16 protein-coding genes are annotated in these 16,116 nt (G+C 70.9%); 12 read left to right on the forward strand and 4 right to left on the reverse strand.

The genetic code is table 11. The features are described from left to right. Positions 1-21: 21 nt before the first annotated feature. From RB614_RS39310 to thpR, 4 genes are all read left to right on the forward strand, one after another. Positions 22-471, forward strand: a complete 450-nt coding sequence (locus RB614_RS39310) for a MarR family transcriptional regulator (protein ID WP_308717806.1) — start codon at positions 22-24, stop codon at positions 469-471. A 71-nt stretch (positions 472-542) separates the two neighbouring features. Then, positions 543-1,829 carry an MFS transporter gene (locus RB614_RS39315; RefSeq protein WP_308717807.1) on the forward strand — a complete coding sequence of 429 codons (1,287 nt, stop codon included), beginning with the start codon at positions 543-545 and terminating at the stop codon, positions 1,827-1,829. A 74-nt stretch (positions 1,830-1,903) separates the two neighbouring features. Then, complete coding sequence (locus RB614_RS39320) at positions 1,904-2,380, forward strand: hypothetical protein (protein ID WP_308717808.1); 477 nt, start codon at positions 1,904-1,906, stop codon at positions 2,378-2,380. A 10-nt stretch (positions 2,381-2,390) separates the two neighbouring features. After that, the gene (gene thpR / locus RB614_RS39325; protein ID WP_308717809.1) at positions 2,391-2,954 is read left to right on the forward strand and encodes an RNA 2',3'-cyclic phosphodiesterase; all 564 of its coding nucleotides are present in this window, start codon (positions 2,391-2,393) and stop codon (positions 2,952-2,954) included. 16 nt (positions 2,955-2,970) lie between these two features. Here thpR and sepH read toward each other — a convergent pair whose 3' ends face one another. From sepH to RB614_RS39340, 3 genes are all read right to left on the reverse strand, one after another. Continuing rightward, positions 2,971-4,044: a septation protein SepH gene (sepH, locus tag RB614_RS39330; protein ID WP_308717810.1), complete on the reverse strand. Its 1,074-nt coding sequence runs from the start codon at positions 4,042-4,044 to the stop codon at positions 2,971-2,973. 136 nt (positions 4,045-4,180) lie between these two features. After that, the gene (serC, locus tag RB614_RS39335) at positions 4,181-5,308 is read right to left on the reverse strand and encodes a phosphoserine transaminase (protein ID WP_308717811.1); all 1,128 of its coding nucleotides are present in this window, start codon (positions 5,306-5,308) and stop codon (positions 4,181-4,183) included. Positions 5,309-5,453: 145 nt separating this feature from the next. Continuing rightward, positions 5,454-6,560 (reverse strand): citrate synthase 2, encoded by a 1,107-nt coding sequence (locus tag RB614_RS39340; RefSeq protein ID WP_308717812.1) that lies wholly within the window; start codon positions 6,558-6,560, stop codon positions 5,454-5,456. Positions 6,561-6,776: 216 nt separating this feature from the next. On the opposite strand from RB614_RS39340, the gene pdxH reads away from it, so the two are divergent. The 8 genes from pdxH (at position 6,777) to RB614_RS39380 (ending at position 14,287) form a co-directional block, all read left to right on the forward strand. After that, positions 6,777-7,400, forward strand: a complete 624-nt coding sequence (pdxH, locus tag RB614_RS39345; protein ID WP_308717823.1) for a pyridoxamine 5'-phosphate oxidase — start codon at positions 6,777-6,779, stop codon at positions 7,398-7,400. A gap of 128 nt (positions 7,401-7,528) precedes the next feature. Next, on the forward strand, positions 7,529-8,752 hold the full coding sequence (locus RB614_RS39350) for an MFS transporter (protein ID WP_308717824.1): 1,224 nt from the start codon (positions 7,529-7,531) through the stop codon (positions 8,750-8,752). After that, positions 8,745-9,674 carry an aldose 1-epimerase family protein gene (locus RB614_RS39355; RefSeq protein WP_308717813.1) on the forward strand — a complete coding sequence of 310 codons (930 nt, stop codon included), beginning with the start codon at positions 8,745-8,747 and terminating at the stop codon, positions 9,672-9,674. The genes RB614_RS39350 and RB614_RS39355 overlap by 8 nt, the downstream gene beginning before the upstream one ends. A 64-nt stretch (positions 9,675-9,738) precedes the next feature. Beyond that, entirely contained in the window at positions 9,739-10,431 is a 693-nt protein-coding gene (locus tag RB614_RS39360; RefSeq protein ID WP_308717814.1) for a nitroreductase family protein, read from the forward strand. A 198-nt stretch (positions 10,432-10,629) separates the two neighbouring features. Next, positions 10,630-10,923, forward strand: coding sequence for a type II toxin-antitoxin system VapB family antitoxin (locus RB614_RS39365; protein WP_308717815.1), 294 nt, complete (start codon positions 10,630-10,632; stop codon positions 10,921-10,923). Continuing rightward, complete coding sequence (locus RB614_RS39370; RefSeq protein ID WP_308717816.1) at positions 10,923-12,089, forward strand: acyl-CoA dehydrogenase family protein; 1,167 nt, start codon at positions 10,923-10,925, stop codon at positions 12,087-12,089. The genes RB614_RS39365 and RB614_RS39370 overlap by 1 nt, the downstream gene beginning before the upstream one ends. A gap of 70 nt (positions 12,090-12,159) precedes the next feature. Next, a complete protein-coding gene (locus RB614_RS39375) occupies positions 12,160-12,912 on the forward strand; it encodes a DUF4230 domain-containing protein (RefSeq protein ID WP_308717817.1) in 753 nt (250 codons plus the stop codon). A gap of 127 nt (positions 12,913-13,039) precedes the next feature. Further along, positions 13,040-14,287, forward strand: a complete 1,248-nt coding sequence (locus RB614_RS39380) for a glycosyltransferase family 2 protein (RefSeq protein ID WP_308717818.1) — start codon at positions 13,040-13,042, stop codon at positions 14,285-14,287. Positions 14,288-14,326: 39 nt separating this feature from the next. On the opposite strand, the gene RB614_RS39385 is transcribed toward RB614_RS39380, so the two are convergent. Continuing rightward, on the reverse strand, positions 14,327-15,991 hold the full coding sequence (locus RB614_RS39385; RefSeq protein ID WP_308717819.1) for a helix-turn-helix domain-containing protein: 1,665 nt from the start codon (positions 15,989-15,991) through the stop codon (positions 14,327-14,329). Positions 15,992-16,116 lie beyond the last annotated feature (125 nt).

A 16,116-nucleotide genomic window follows, 5' to 3' on the forward strand; every position in this document is an offset into this window, starting at 1 on the left:
TTATTAGTTAGGCTAACGACCGTGACGGAGCGGACGGTGATGGCGGTGCCAGTGACCGCTGTGCAACTCGCGCCGATGGTGCGCGATGCGATCACCAGGCTCAACCGGCGGGTCCGGCAGACCCGGCCCGTCGGTGACCTTACGGCGACCCAGCTCAACGCGCTGACCAGCCTCGAGTTGGCCGGCGCGCTGACGCCCAGGGAGCTCGCCGAGGTCGAGCGGGTCCAGCCGCCGACGATGACGAAGATCATCGGCAAGCTGGAGGAGCGCGGCCTCGTGCAGCGCTCGCCCCACCCGACCGACGGGCGGCAGGTCATCCTGGCGGCGACGGAGGCCGGTCGCGCGGTGCTCGCGCAGTTTGAGCGGGCCCGTGACGAGTGGCTGGCCAGTCGCCTGGCGGAGCTGCGCCCGGAGGAACGCGACACGCTACAGCGAGCCGCTGAGATCTTGCGAAAGCTCGCCCGCGCCTGACGGCGCCCCATCGGTGCCGCTTCGTCCACTGTGGATGACGCGCATCATCGGTGAGGGAGGCGCACTCTCAAGTGCGGGCAAAGCTGAGCACCACATTCCAGTCCTTGACGGTTCGTAACTACCGGCTCTTCGCGACCGGTCAGCTGGTCAAGCTGATCGGCGTCTGGATGATGTTCATCGCCCAGGACTGGCTGGTCCTCGACCTGTCGGACGACTCCGCCACGGCTCTCGGCGTGGTGACGGCGCTCCAGTTCACACCCGTACTGCTGCTCACCCTCTTCTCCGGCAGCCTCGCCGACCGGTACGACAAGCGTCTCCTGCTGCTGATCGGCAACAGCGCGTGGAGCGTCCTCTCGCTCGGCATGGGCGTTCTCGTGCTGAGCGGCGCCGTGCGGCTGTGGCACGTCTTCCTCTTCGCCGCCCTGCTCGGCGTGGCCAACGCGGTGGAGACGCCGGTGCGGCAGGCGTTCGTCTCCGAGCTCGTCGGCGTACCGCTGCTGCCCAACGCGCTCTCGCTCTCCGCGGCCACGTTCAACACCGCGCGGATCCTCGGACCGGCGGTGGCCGGTGTCGGGATCGCCGTGTTCGACGTCGGCCCGGTCTTCATGATCAGTGCGGTCAGCTCGCTCGCCCCGCTGCTCATGCTGATCCGGATGCACGCGAGCGAGCTGCACCGCCCGGACCTGCCGCCGGTCGAGGAGCGCGACGCGGCGAAGGTGATGGATGGTCTCCGGTACGTCGCCCGCCGCCCCGACCTGGTCATGCCGATGCTGTTGATCATGGTGATCGGCATGGTGCTCTTCAACTTCCAGCTCACGCTCGCCGCGCTGGCCAAGACCGTCTTCAACACCGGCGCCGCCTCCTTCGGCCTCTTCACCACGGCGCTCGCGGTGGGCGCGCTGGGTGGGGCCCTGGCCAGCAGCGGGCGGCGTGAGCGCCCCTCCGCGTACGTGGTGATCGGCGCGGCCATCGTCTTCGGGGCGCTGGGCACGCTGGTCGGCCTCGCCCCGGCGTACTGGCTGGTGACGCTCCTGCTCGTGCCGACCGGGTTCTCCATGGTCTACTTCGGGCAGGCCACCAACCAGCGCATCCAGCTCAGTGTCGACCCGGCGTACCGGGGTCGCGTGATGGCGCTCTGGGTGCTGGTCTTCATGGGCACCAACCCGGTCAGCGCACCGATCATCGGCCTGGTCGCGGAGAAGTTCGGCGCCGGCGTGAGCATCTGGCTGGGCGGCCTGATCACCATCGCCAGCGCGCTCCTCGCGCTCGCCTGGCAGCTGCGCCACACCGGCGGCCGGCTGCGGCTCCGGCTGCGCCCGATGCCCCGGCTGTACGTGATCCACGCCGGCGTTTCGTGAGCACACACAGAGTCCGCCATCCGTCAACTGAAACCGGTAGCAATAGTTGAGGATTCGGCTTAGCGTGAGGGATCGTGGCCATCGAGCACGCGGTTGTGCTGGCACTGGCGCTGGTGGCGCTGGTGTTCCTGCCGTGCGCGGTGGCCCTCGCGATCTGCGCCGACGGCGCAGCCGGCCGGTTCCGGGGCCGGCTGCGTGAGCGCCGTGACCGCCGCGCCCTGCAGCGCCTCGACCGCACGCTGAGCCAGCGGCCCATCTCGCTCGCTGCGCTCGACCAGCACCAGCCGAGCATCCAGCAGATCGCGGCAGACCTGCGCCGCCTCGACCGCCAGCGCCTCGGCATCGCCACCCGGTCCAAGGTCTGGCATGCGGCGGTGCTCCTGGCGTACGACGACCGCCTCCGCCTGGCCAGCCGCTGCCTCGGCGTCTGCGAGCACCTCGACCAGCTCGACGGCGTCGACCTGGAGATCGAGCGGGTGCGGGTCGAGGGCGAGCTCGAGGCGGCCGGCCTCAGCCTGCGCCCGGGCGCACCCCGCCACCAGGACCACTGAGGTCGGGCCGTTGCGGCTCTTCGTCGCGGTCTACCCGCCGGCGTACGTGGCCGACGACTTCGCCGCCTGCGTCGAGCGGCTGCGGGTCACCCAGGCCCTGCGCGACGGCGTCAACACCCGGGTCGCCTCCCGGGACAACTGGCACGTGACGCTGGCCTTCCTCGGTGACGTACCGGACGACCGCGGGGACGCCACGGCCACGGCCGTCGAGCGGGCCGCCGCCCTCGCCACACCGTTCGAGGTACGGCTGGCCGGCGGCGGCCGCTTCGGGCGCGGGCGGTTTACGATCCTGTGGGTCGGCGTCGGCGGGGACCTGCCGTCACTGGCCGGGCTGAGCCGGGGCGTGCGGCGCGAGCTCAAGCGGGCCCGCCTCGCGTACGACCCGAAGCCGCTCCGGCCGCACATGACCGTCGCCCGCCCCGGCGACCGGATCGACCGGGTGGCGGTGGACGCCGACCGGGCCGCGCTGGACGCGTACGAAAGTCCACCGTGGACGGTGGCCGAGGTGGTGCTGATGCGCAGCCACCAGGGCCCGAAGCCGACATACGACCGCCTGGGCGCCTGGCCGCTGTAGCACCCCGGGTGGAGACTCAGGAGGTCTCGCGGGCGGCCGGGCCGGTGCCGAAGAGGACGTCGTCCCAGCTGGGCAGGCGCTTGCGGGGCTTGGCGCCGGCCTCGGCGGGCTCGCCGGCCGCCGCCGCGGCGCCGCTGCCCGTGTTACGGCGGGGGCGGAGCACCGCCAGGGACGGCACGGCCGGCACCTCCTTGGGGAGGTCGCTGTCGTCGTCGAACGCCGAACCGGGGCCGCCGCCGAGCAGCGCGGCCGCACCGCCGGAGACCGCCGTGCGCTGCCGGGTCGGCTCGGTCGGGCCGGCCGGGTCGAGGCCACGGCCGGGGGAGCTGACCGGGCGGTCGAGCGAGGCGAGCAGCGCGTCACGGCCGGCGCGGATCGGGTCACGGGTGCGCGACTTGTCGCCGGCGGCGGGCAAGCCGTGGCCACCGCGGCTGGGCTCGGTGCGAGCCGGGCCGGGCAGGCCGTGGCCACCGCGCTCGACCGGCGGCTCCTGGCCGAGGATCTGCGTCGGCCGCTCGGCGCAGAGGTATTGCGCCATGTCGTCGTGGGGCGACACCACCTGGCGGGTCTTGTCGAGCTCCCAGATGGCCTGCGCCGTGGCCTTGCCGGAGGGCCAGGTGGCCACGATCCGCCAGGTGCCGTCGTCGCGCCGGTAGGCGTCCCACGAGATCTTTTCCGAGTCGATGCCGTGCTGGGCGAGGCGGCCGTCGACCACCTCGGCGAGCGGCGCGCCCTTTTCGGAGGTCTTCAGCCGGGTGCGGCGGGCGTGCTGGGCGAGCATCGCCCGCTCCTGCAGGACCGGTCCGGCGTATCGCAGGACGCGGTCGACCGGCACGCCGGCGATGCGCGCGACGTCGTCGGCGGACTCACCGGCGCGGATGCGGGCCTGGATGTCGCGGGGGGACAGGGACGGTGCCGGCTCGCTGCCGGTGCCCGCCACGGAGAGGGTGACGCTGCCCGTGCCGGGCTCGGCGTGCAGCGCGGTGGAGATCCGCTCGTCTAGCGGGAGCGCGAGGAGTCGGCCCACCTCATCGGCGAGCACCAAGGCCTGGCCGTCCTCGGAGAGGGCGACGAAGCGTACTGGCCGCATCGCGTTGCCTCCGTCCCGCTTCGCTGGCCTGCGCTATCCCTGACCAGCCACGCCAGGGACGTCCTCGGCACACGGTACGCGCAATCTACACGCAGCGGGGGGAGGCCACGCGGCATGTCGCGCGGCCTGCCACCCGTCAGAGCCGCTCGACGACGTAGTCGACGCAGGCGGTCAGGGCGTCGACGTCGCTCGGTTCGACGGCCGGGAAGAGCGCGATGCGCAGCTGGTTGCGGCCCAGCTTGCGGTACGGCTCGGTGTCGACGATGCCGTTGGCACGCAGCACCTTGGCGATCGCCGAGGCGTCGACACCGTCGGCGAAGTCTACAGTGGCCACCACATTGGAGCGCAGCGCCGGGTCACCGACGAACGGGGTGGCGACGGAGGAGCGCTCGGCCCACCCGTACACGATCCCGGCGCTCTCGGCCGTACGCTTGGCCGCCCAGGCCAGCCCGCCCTGCGCGAGCATCCAGTCGGTCTGCTCGGCGGCCAGGAAGATCGTGGCCAGCGCGGGGGTGTTGTAGGTCTGCTCCAGCCGCGAGTTGTCGATCGCGGTGACCAGGTCGAGGAAGCCGGGGATGTAGCGGCCGGACTCCTTGATCTCGGTGGCGCGGGCGAGCGCGGCCGGGGACATCAGGGCGATCCAGATGCCGCCGTCGGAGCCGAAGCACTTTTGCGGGGCGAAGTAGTAGACGTCGGTCTCGCGCACGTCGACGTCGAGGCCGCCGGCGCCGGAGGTGGCGTCGACCAGCAGCAGCGAGCCGTCGTCGGCACCGGCCACCCGCTTGATCGGCACCGCCACGCCGGTGGAGGTCTCGTTGTGCGGCGTGCAGTACGCATCGACGCCCGCCTCGGCCGAAAGCGCGGGCGCGGAGCCCGGGTCGGCCTTGCGCACGGTCGGGTCACCGAGGAACGGCGCGGCCTTGACCGAGGCGGCGAACTTGGCGCCGAACTCGCCGAAGCTGGCGAACTGCGCCCGGTCGCGGATCAGCCCGAACGTCGCCACCTCCCAGAACGCGGTGGTGCCACCGTTGCCGAGGATGACCTCGTAGCCCTCGGGCAGCGAGAAGAACTCGGCGATCCCGCGGCGCAGCCGCGCGACCTGGTCGCGGACCGTCTTCTGCCGGTGGGAGGTGCCGAGGTAGGTGGTCGCTACGCCGGACAGCGCGGTCACGGACTCGGGGCGCACCTTGGACGGCCCGCAGCCGAAGCGGCCGTCGGCGGGCTTGAGGTCGTCAGGGATCCGGATGCTCGGTGTGTCAGCCACGGCGGCAATCATTCCACCAGACTCCGGTGGGCCAGGTCCTGGCCCACCGGAGTGTAAGCAAGGGCACGCCGCGCCATGATCCAAGCTCCCTTTCAAGCCGTTCTAACGACTTGAAGGGAGCCTTGATCATCGAGAGGGAGCGGGGCTAGAGACCGTGTGGCACGGTGTCCCAGCCCTCGACGTCGGTGGGCTTGCGCGGCCCCGGCCCGACGTACCGGGCGGAGGGGCGGACCAGCCGGTTGAGCCCCTTCTGCTCCAGGATGTGCGCGCTCCAGCCGCCCATCCGGGCACAGGTGAACATCGACGTGAACATGTGCGACGGCACCTCGGCGAAGTCGAGCACCACCGCGGACCAGAACTCGACGTTGGTGGCGAGCACCCGGTCGGGCTTGCGGTTGTGCAGCTCCTCCAGGGCGGCCTTTTCCAGCGCCTCGGCCACCTCGAAGCGGGGCGCGCCGAGCTCCTTGGCGGTGCGGCGGAGCACCCGGGCCCGCGGGTCCTCGGCCCGGTAGACGCGGTGGCCGAAGCCCATCAGCCGCTCGCCGCGGTCGAGGACGCCCTTGATGTACCCCTCGGCGTCGCCGCTGCGCTCCACGGCCTCGATCATGTGCAGCACCCGGGAGGGCGCGCCGCCGTGCAGCGGGCCGGAGAGCGCGCCGATGCCGGAGGAGATGCAGGCGGCCGCGTCGGCCCCGGTGGAGGCGACGACCCGGGCGGTGAACGTGGATGCGTTCATGCCGTGCTCGGCGGCGGAGATGAAGTAGGCGTCGACGGCCTTGACGTGCCGCGGGTCGGGCTCGCCCCGCCACCGCTTCATGAACCGCTCGACGATCGTGGAGGCCTTGTCGATCTCCTTCTGCGGTACGGCCGGCAGCCCCAGCCCACGGGCCGACTGCGCGACGAACGAGAGGGCGGTGACCGAGACCCGGGCGAGGTCTTCGCGGGCCTGCGCGTCGGAGATGTCCAGCAGCTGGGAAAGCCCCCAGTATGGCGCGAGCATCGCCACGGCCGACTGCACGTCGACTCTTATGTCACCGGAGTGCACCGGCACCGGGAACGGCTCGGCGGGCGGCAACCCCGGCCCGAACCGGCCGTCGACGAGCAGGGCCCACACGTTGCCGAACGAGACCTGACCGATCAGGTCTTCGATGTCGACGCCGCGGTAACGAAGCGCGCCGCCCTCTTTGTCGGGCTCGGCGATCTGGGTCTCGAAGGCGATCACGCCCTCCAGTCCCGGCTTGAAGTCGGACATTTCGCTCTCCTGGATCTGGTTGTCCGCACTGACAGCGCCAAGCCACGTGGTGACCAGGGCAGGTTCGTGCCATCTTGCCTGGTGGGTAACTAAGTTTGCGAGCGATCGGACTTGTGGTACATGCGACATCATCCCTTTTCCGCCGAGTTAACGGGGGGTTACCCCTCGCGCCAAGAGGATGAGGCCGTGATCGCCGACACACCCGAGCCCGCCCGCATGCGCCGCGACTACGGCAGCGAGGGCACACTCTCCGCCGACGGCCTGGCCGAAGACTGGTGGACCCAGTTCGACCGCTGGTTCGCCGACGCGGTGGACGCCGGGCTGCCCGAGCCCAACGCCATGATCGTCGCCACCGCCGACCCCGCCGCCCGGCCGAGCGCCCGCACCGTGCTGCTCAAGGGGTACGACGAGCGCGGGCTGGTCTTCTACACCAACTACGCGTCGCGCAAGGGCACCGAGCTCGCCGCCAACCCGTACGCGAGCCTGGTCTTCCCATGGTTTTCGATGCGCCGGCAGGTCGTGGTCGGCGGCTCGGTGGAGCGGGTGACCCGCGCGGAGACCGAGGCGTACTTCGCCACCCGCCCGCGCGAGTCCCAGCTGGGCGCGTGGGCCAGCCCGCAGTCCCAGGTCGTTCCGGACCGCGCCGCGCTCGACCGGGTGTACGAGGAGGCGGAGCGGCGCTTTCCGGACCGGGTACCGGCGCCCGAGCAGTGGGGCGGGTTGCGTGTCGCGCCCCACACCGTGGAGTTCTGGCAGGGGCGCACCGGTCGGTTGCATGATCGATTGCGCTACCGCCGCACCGACGAGGGAGTGTGGATCATCGAGCGGCTGGCTCCTTGACGGAGAGCCTCACCCGGCGCTCTGCTGCTCGCGCTCGCTTCGCTCGCTGGGCGCACCGGGCGGCCGGCTCCGGCCGCCCTCGTCGCTCCGCTCCTCGAAGCGACGTTCGCCAGCCCCGGCGCTGGGCGATCGACGTCCGCCCGCTGGGCGTTCCCGCCTACCGCCGCATGTGGGTCGGCAACGCGGTCTCCTTCTTCGGCTTCCAGCTCACCGCCGTGGCGGTGCCGGTCGAGATGTTCGCGATCACCGACGACTCGCTGTGGGTGGGCCTGCTCGGCGTCGCCGCCCTCGTACCCCTGATGGTCTTCGGTCTCTGGGGCGGCGCGGTCGCCGACGCGGTCGACCGCCGCCGCCTGCTGCTGGCCAGCTCCATCCTGATGTGGGCCTCCACCGCCGGCCTGCTGCTGCAGGCGCTGTTTCGGGTGGGCAGCCCGACGCTGCTGCTCGGGCTGGTGGCGGTGCAGACCGTCGCGTTCGCGATCAGCTCGCCGACCCGGCAGGCGATCATCCCGCGGCTGGTCGGCCCGGAGCTGGTGCCGGCCGCCAATACGCTCAGCTTCACCACGACCAGCGGGAGCGCGGTCGTCGGCCCGCTGGCCGCGGGCCTGATCTTCGGCGCCTTCGGCACCGACACCGGACTGCCCATCGCGTACGGCGTCGACGCCGCCTTCTTCGCCATCTCCTTCTGGGCCACGCTCCGCCTGCCGCCCATACCGCCCGGCGCGGAGCGGGGCACGATGGGGCTGCGCAGCGTCATCGACGGCATCCGCTACCTGGCGACCACGCCGGTGCTGCTGCTCTCGTTCGCCATCGACCTGATCGCGATGGTGCTGGCCATGCCCCGGGCGCTCTTCCCCCAGGTGGCCGAGGAACGGTTCGGCGGCGGTGCCGCGGTCGGCTGGCTCTTCAGCGCGATCGCGATCGGCTCGGTCGTCGGCGGCCTCACCTCGGGCTGGATCGGCCGGGTGCGGCGGCAGGGCGTCGCGCTCACCGCCGCCGTGGTCGCCTGGGGCGTGGCGGTCGGCCTGTCCGGCTTTGCCCGGCAGCTGTGGCTGGTCGTGCTGCTGCTCGCCTTCGCCGGCGCGGCCGACCTGGTGAGCGCCGTCTACCGCCAGTCGATCCTGCAGACCTACGCACCGGACCGCTACCAGGGGCGCCTGCAGGGAGTGTTCATCACGGTCGTCGCCGGCGGGCCCCGCCTGGGCGACCTGCGGGCCGGCGCGATGGCCGGGCCGTGGGGTGTGACGCTGGCCTGGGCCGGGGGCGGCTTCGCCGCCGCGCTGCTCGCGTTGGTGCTGGTACTGACCTTCCCCGCGCTGCTGCGCTACCAGATATCGTCAGCCGATGGATAACGGTACGACCCCGCTCTCCGGGGCACAGTGGACAATCGCGGCCGAGGGCCACGAGGCCGTCGTGGTCGAGGTCGGTGGAGGGCTGCGGCACTACCGGTGGCGCGGGGTCGACTACGTGGACGGGTACGGCGACGACGAGCTGCCACCGGGCTGCGCCGGCCAGATCCTGGCGCCCTGGCCCAACCGCATCCGCGACGGCAAGTACGCCTTCGGCGACCGCCAGCTCCAGCTCTCGATCACCGAGCCGATCCGCAACACCGCGATCCACGGCTTGGTCAACTGGCAGCCCTGGACCCTCGCCGAGCAGGCGCCCGACGCGGTGACCATCGAGTGCGCGATGCCGGCCCAGCCGGGCTACCCGTGGCCGCTGCGGCTGCGGGCGCGGTGGCAGGTCGGCGCCGGCGGGCTGCGGGCCACCCACTCCGTCACCAACGCCGGCCACGAGCCCTGCCCGTTCGGCTTTTCCGTCCACCCGTACCTGACGCTGCCCGGCGCCCGCGCCGACGACATGCTGCTGCGCGTACCGGCCCGCAGCCGCCTGCTGGTCGACGGCCGGCTGCTGCCCATCGGCGCGCAGAAGGTGGCCGGCACCGAGTTCGACTTCACCGAGCCCCGGCGCATCGGCGCCACGGTGCTCGACGCCACCTTCGCCGACCTCGACCGGGGCGCCGACGAGGGCTCCACAGTGGAGCTGGCCACGGCCGAGGGCGACCGGGTGGCGATCTGGGGCGACGCGCAGTTCGGCTGGTGGCAGGTGTTCAGCAGCGACACGCTCACCGGCGACCGGTTCCGCCGGGCCGTGGCGATCGAGCCGATGACCTGCGTACCCGACGCGTTCCGCTCCGGCCGCGGCCTGATCACGCTGCAGCCCGGGGACACCTGGACCGGCACCTGGGGCATCACCCCCTCGACCGCTGCGTGATCAAAGCTCCCTTCATGTCGTTCTAACGGCATGAAGGGAGCTTCGATCACGGGAAGGGCAGCCCGTGGAGTTCCGCGATGTCGTGCGGCGCCGGCGGATGGTCCGCAACTACGACCCCGACCGTCCGGTGCCGCCCGAGGTGGTCGAGCGCCTGCTCGCCCACGCGGTGCGCGCCCCTTCGGCCGGCTTCGCACAGGGCTGGGGCTTCCTGGTGCTTACCGCGGACGCCGACCGGGAGCGCTTCTGGGCGACCACCTCGCCCCGGGGCCGGCTCAACGCGGAGCTGGGCGCGGCATCCGGGGCGGAAGCGAGCGTAGCGAGCCGACCAGCGAGGCCCGAGGGGCCGGGGATGACCGGCTGGCTGGCCGGCATGCGCCGGGCCCCGCTGCTGGTGGTCGCCCACTCCAACCGCTCCGCCTACCTCGACCGGTACGCGGAGCCGGACAAGGGCTGGACCGACCGCGACCCGTCCCGCTGGCCGGCGCCGTACTGGGACATCGACGCCGGCTTCGCGAGCTTGTTGATGTTGCTCACAGCCGTCGACGAGGGGCTGGGCGCGTGTTTCTTCGGTATCCCGCCGCAGCGGGTGGCGGGATACCGGGAAGCGTTCGGCGTCCCGCCCGACTTCTCCCCGATCGGGGCGATCACGGTCGGCTATCCGGCCCCGGACCGCCGCTCGCCGTCCCTCAAGCGTGGTCACCGGCCGCCCGACCAGGTCATCCATCGGGGTCGGTGGACTGGACCGGGTGCGATATAGCTGATATTTGACTCCTTTCGCTGGGACAGCCCGGTGCCGGAGCGCGCCGCGCCGGGACAGCGCGGCGCGGACGGACCGTATGTGACGGCGAAAAGGGTTCACTGGGGAACAAACCGAGGTCTCGGCACCGGTCGCTAGGCTGGCATGCGGTCGACACGGGCAGTGCGGTACGGCGACATGGGAGGGGAGCGTGCCGTCGTGATCTTCAAAGCGGTTCGGGACGGGCGTCCGTACCCCGACCACGGCCTCACGCTCAAGCAGTGGTCGGAGATCCCACCACGGCCCATCCGGATCGACCAGCTCATCACGACCAAGCGCGAGCTCGCCCTCGACAAGCTCCTGGCCGAAGACTCGACCTTCTACGGCGACCTCTTCCCGCACGTCGTGCAGTGGAACGGCGCTCTCTACCTGGAAGACGGCCTGCACCGGGCGCTGCGCGCGGCTCTGCAGCAGCGCAACCAGATCCACGCGCGAGTGCTGGTGCTGGCCTGATGCGGGCGCTGCCGCTCGACCTGCTCGACGTCGACTCGCTGCACACCGACGAGGAGCGGCAGATCCGCGCCGTCGTGCGCAAGGTGGTCGACGACCTGGTCCGCCCGCACGTCGCGCAGTGGTACGAGGACGGGCGCGTGCCAGCCCGTGACCTCGCCCTGGAGTTCGGCAAGGTCGGCCTGCTCGGCATGCACCTGACCGGGTACGGGTGCGCCGGCGCCTCCGCCGTGGCGTACGGGATGGCCTGCCTGGAGCTGGAGGCGGGCGACTCCGGCATCCGCTCGCTCGTGTCGGTGCAGGGCTCCCTCGCCATGTACGCGATCTGGCGTTTCGGCAGCGCCGAGCAGAAGCGGCAGTGGCTGCCGCCGATGGCCGCCGGCGAGGCGGTGGGCTGCTTCGGCCTGACCGAGCCCGATCACGGCTCCGACCCCGCCTCGATGACCACCCGGGCGTGGCGCGCCGGCGACGACTGGGTGCTCAGCGGCACCAAGATGTGGATCACCAACGCGCCGGTCGCCGATGTGGCGGTGATCTGGGCCAGGGCCGAGGAGGGGGTGCGCGGCTTCGTCGTACCCATGGACTCGCCCGGTGTGACGGCGCGCGAGATCCGGCACAAGATGTCGCTGCGCGCCTCCTCGACCGGCGAGATCGCGCTCGACGACGTGCGGCTGCCCGCGGACGCCGTGCTCCCCGAGGTCCAGGGCCTGAAAGGCCCGCTGTCCTGCCTGACCGAGGCTCGCCAGGGCATCGCCTGGGGTGCGCTCGGCGCGGCGCGGGAGTGCCTGCACACGGCGCTCGACTACGCGGTGACGCGGGAGCAGTTCGGCCGGCCGATCGGCGGCTTCCAGCTGACCCAGGCCAAGCTCGCCGACATGGCCGTCGAGCTGCAAAAGGGGTACCTGCTGGCGCTGCACCTCGGCCACCTCGCCGACCAGGGCAAGGCTCGCCCCGAGCAGGTGAGCGTCGCCAAGCTCAACAACGTGCGCGAGGCGCTCGCGATCGCCCGCCAGTGCCGCACGATCCTCGGGGCCAACGGCATCAGCGGCGAGTACCCGGTGCTCCGCCACGCCAACAACCTGGAGAGCGTGCTCACGTACGAGGGCACCTCCGAGATACACCAGCTTGTCATCGGGCAAAAGCTGACCGGACTGTCGGCCTTCGGCTGAACGTGCGAGTGTCGCACCCGGGCCTTACCGTTCTCTTAAGGGGCAGTCTGAAGAGGACGGTGATCGGGACATGGACCACCCGACCAGCGAGTTTCCCGAGTACCGAAAGGGCCAGGCCACGGCGCAGGAGCCCCGCCCGGACCCGCGGTTCGACGACGAGATCGTTCCCGAGACACCCCGCGCCCGGCGCGGGCGATTCCTGTTCTGGCTGGCCGGTGCCATCGGCCTGATCGTGGTCCTGGTGCTGAGCGTCCAGGCGGTCGGGCTGTGGCCGAGCTGGCGCAACCCGTTCGGTGAGGAGACCAAGGATCGCAGCCAGCCACCCCTGCTCCAGTCCATCCAGGACCTGAGCCGCTATGTGGCCGCCGAGGGAACCTTCCAGGTCGTCATCGACCTTGAGCGCGACCGCAAGTACGTGCCGGACTTCCTGGTCAACCAGCGCACCCTCTTCGTCGGCGCGGGTTCGGTGGACGCCTATGTCGACTTCAGCAAGATCGGTGACGGGGCCATCGTCGAGTCCGCCGACCGTACCTCCGCCGAGATAACGCTCCCCGCGCCGCAGCTCACCGAGGCCTCGCTCGACCTGGAAAAGAGCTACGTCTTCGCCGAGGAGCGGGGGCTGCTCAACCGGCTCGGTGAGGTGTTCGGCGGCGATCCAAACCGCCAGCAGGAGGTTTACCGGCTGGCCCAGGAGCGGATCACCGGGGCCGCGCGAGACAGCGGGCTGGTCCAGCGGGCCGAGGAAAACACCCGCAACATGCTCACCGGCCTGCTGCGATCGCTCGGCTACACACAGGTCAAGGTCACCTATACCGCCGCATAGCGGCAGTGCGGTCGACGCGCCACCCGCTATCCTCATGCGGGTGGCGCGCGCATCCGCGCCCGGCCGGCGGGTCGGGTGAGGATCGAAACACCGCGCGTAGAGTGCGCCGGCAAGGACAATCAGCACTGTGACCGGGAGTGTGCCTGTGGCCAGCACCGTGGCGAAGGACGACGTCGACATCGAGGTCACCGTCCTGTTGCCCTGCCTCAACGAAGCGGAGACGCTCGAGGTCTGCGTGACCAAGGCGCGCCGCGCGCTCGACGCGCTCGGCGTGGTCGGCGAGGTGCTGGTCAGCGACAACGGGTCGACCGACGGTTCGCAGGACATCGCGGTCAAGGCGGGCGCCCGGGTCTCGCACGCGCCGATCCGCGGCTACGGCGGGGCGCTGCTCAACGGCATCTCCGAGGCGCGCGGTAAGTACATCATCATGGGCGATGCGGACGATTCGTACGACTTGTCCAATCTTGAGCCGTTCATCCGCGAGCTGCGCGCCGGTCACGACCTCGTGATGGGCAACCGATTCCGCGGCGGTATCGCGCCCGGCGCCATGCCCCCCCTCCACCGCTACCTGGGCAACCCGGTGCTCTCCTTCCTCGGCCGGCGCCTCTTCGGCAAGAGCCTCAGCCACGTCGGCGACTTCCACTGCGGCATCCGCGGCTTCAACCGTGACCGCATCCGCCAGCTCGGCCTCTGCATGCCGGGCATGGAGTTCGCCTCCGAGCTCGTGGTGCGGGCCGCGCTCAACGACTACGACATCGTCGAGGTGCCGACCACCCTCCAGCCCGACGGCCGCAGCCGCCCGCCACACCTGCGCACCTGGCGCGACGGCTGGCGCCACCTGCGGTTCCTGCTGGTCTTCGCGCCGCGCAAGACGCTGATCTGGCCCGGCGCGATCATGTTCGTCCTCGGCCTGATCGGCACGTCGATCCTGACGGTGGGCCCGCTGCGGGTGGCCGGCGTCGGCTTCGACATCAACACGCTCGTCTACACCTGCCTGGCCATGCTCGTCGGCACCCAGCTGCTGATGTTCGGCGCGTTCGCCCTGATCTACGGGCACAACGAGGGCATCACCAGCGAGCGCCAGTCCGACCGCTGGATCCGCCTGGTCCGCCTGGAGACCTGCACCGCGCTCGGTGTGCTGCTCGTGCTGGTCGGTCTCGCCGGCAGCATCCTGGCCTTCTCCGCCTGGGGCGCGCGCGGCTTCGGCGCCCAAGACCTCGGCGAGGCGCTCCGGGTCGTACTGCCCTCGTCCACCTGCATCGGCGTCGGCGTCACCGTGATCTTCGCCGGCCTCTTCTCCAGCCTGCTGAGCCTGCGCCGCGTCAACACCCCGGTGGCCAGCCCCGCCAGCGAGCTCGCCTCCACCAGCGCCTAGATCCTTGGGTTTGGGAATCTGAACACGGGAGTCAGGTTTTCAGGCCGCGGTTTTCAGTCGTGCGCGGGTGATGTAGTCCTCGACGTGCTGGTCGATGGTGGCTAGGGCGTGGCGGAGGGTGGGTGGGGCTTGAGGCTGGTCGGCGGCGGTGAGTGGTCGTAGGAGTCGGTTGTGGAGTTTGGTGTAGAAGATCGCTAGGCGTTGCCCGTCGGGGGTCAGGGTGTAGGTGTGGGTGTGTTCGATCCGGTGGATTAGGCCGTTGGCGCGTAGCCGGCGCAGGTCGTAGGTCATCTGGCTGGTGCTGTAGCTGGTGCCGAGCAGCCGGGCGGTCAAGGCGCGAAGGCTGTTGTTGGTGATGCCGGTGACGGCGAACAGGTTCAGGCATAGGGCGCCGGTCAGGGCCATGACCCGAGGGTCGCCGAAGCGAAGCGCTGGGGCCCTCCTGCCGTCCTCGGTGAGGGTGGGCTGGGCGACCCGCTCGATGGCTGGGCTCGCCAGGACACAGCCCTGACCGACCCGGATAGTGTCCAACAGTCGGCGGTTGACGTCACGGGCCTTGACGACGAGTTCGTCGAGGTGTTCCAGGCGGCGCAGCACGCGCAGGTCGTAGGTGTCGTTGATGACGGTTTCGATACGCAGCGCGCGGCGGTCTTTGAGGTAGTACTTGATCCGCGAGTGGCGGTAGAAGGCATTGACGACGACGCCGTCGTTGTCCCGGTCGATCGCGGTGCGGAACACGCCGTGGGTGGTGGAGCGGACCTGCCGGTTGAAGATGATCTCCATGTTGTCGGGGCGGCCGATGTCCAGGTTGTCCGCGGCGAGGGCTTCGAAGAAGGCCCGAGCGTGGTGGGGTGCGCTGAACACGATGGTCTTGGCGACCTCGACCTGGCGCATGGAGATGTCCCACCAGTAGCCGGCCTGCCGGTCGGTGCCGGTGAACGGCAACGGCAGCCGGGCCCACCAGCGTTCGGCGAACACCGTAATGGTGCCGGGGCCGAGCCGGTCACAGATGTCCTGCAGCGCGGCGGGCTCGTCACAGGAGGCGAACCCGTTGGACAGTTCGGTGAAGCCGACACCCGCTGCGGTGGCTTGGCGTTTGGCCCACTCGTGCCCGTTGATCCAAATCTTGCCCGGGTAGGGAAAGTAGGCGCAGATCTTGATGAACGCCGGGCCGACCTGCTCGTCCCATAGGTAGAAGTAGTAGCAGGTGACCCGGCGTTCGACCCGTTGGTAGGAGAACCACACCGCGCCGGTCCCGGTTTCGGACTTGGTGCCGGTGAAGACTCGTTGGTATTCCTGCGCGACGCCGATCGCGGCGACCTGAGACCGGCCGGTGGCGGCGGCCTTGCGGATCAGCGGCATCATCTGATCGATCTTGCGTTCCGGCCACGGGCTGTCGGCCAGCACACCCGGTCTGCTGTTGTCCTTCTTCCCAGCAAAGCTGATGACCGGGATGTCGTTGGCCCGCGCGAACGACATCACGGCCCGGCGGAACGTCTGTCCCCGGCGTTCCAGCAACGCCGGTGATGGCACCGGCTTGCCCTCATGCTGGGTCAGGAAGCTGACCACCTGGCCGCCCACCATCAGGTTCGGCACGGACAAGGTGAGATAGACCCGGTCCAGGCAGTCGATCTCCAGCAGCTTGCGCCCGTCGAGTACGTCGTTGACCGTCACCGCGTTCGTTCTGGACACACGCGCTGCCATGACCGTGCACCTCCCGCAACCACATCCGTGGATGCGAGGATGCGACCACCGCGAGCGGCCCCACCAGGCCAATCACCCGTCTGGGCGGTCCGAGGCGAAGCCTCCCTCGTGCGGTGGCCACCAAC

This window comes from Phytohabitans maris, from assembly GCF_031085175.1.
In the GTDB taxonomy this organism is placed as follows: domain Bacteria; phylum Actinomycetota; class Actinomycetes; order Mycobacteriales; family Micromonosporaceae; genus Phytohabitans; species Phytohabitans maris.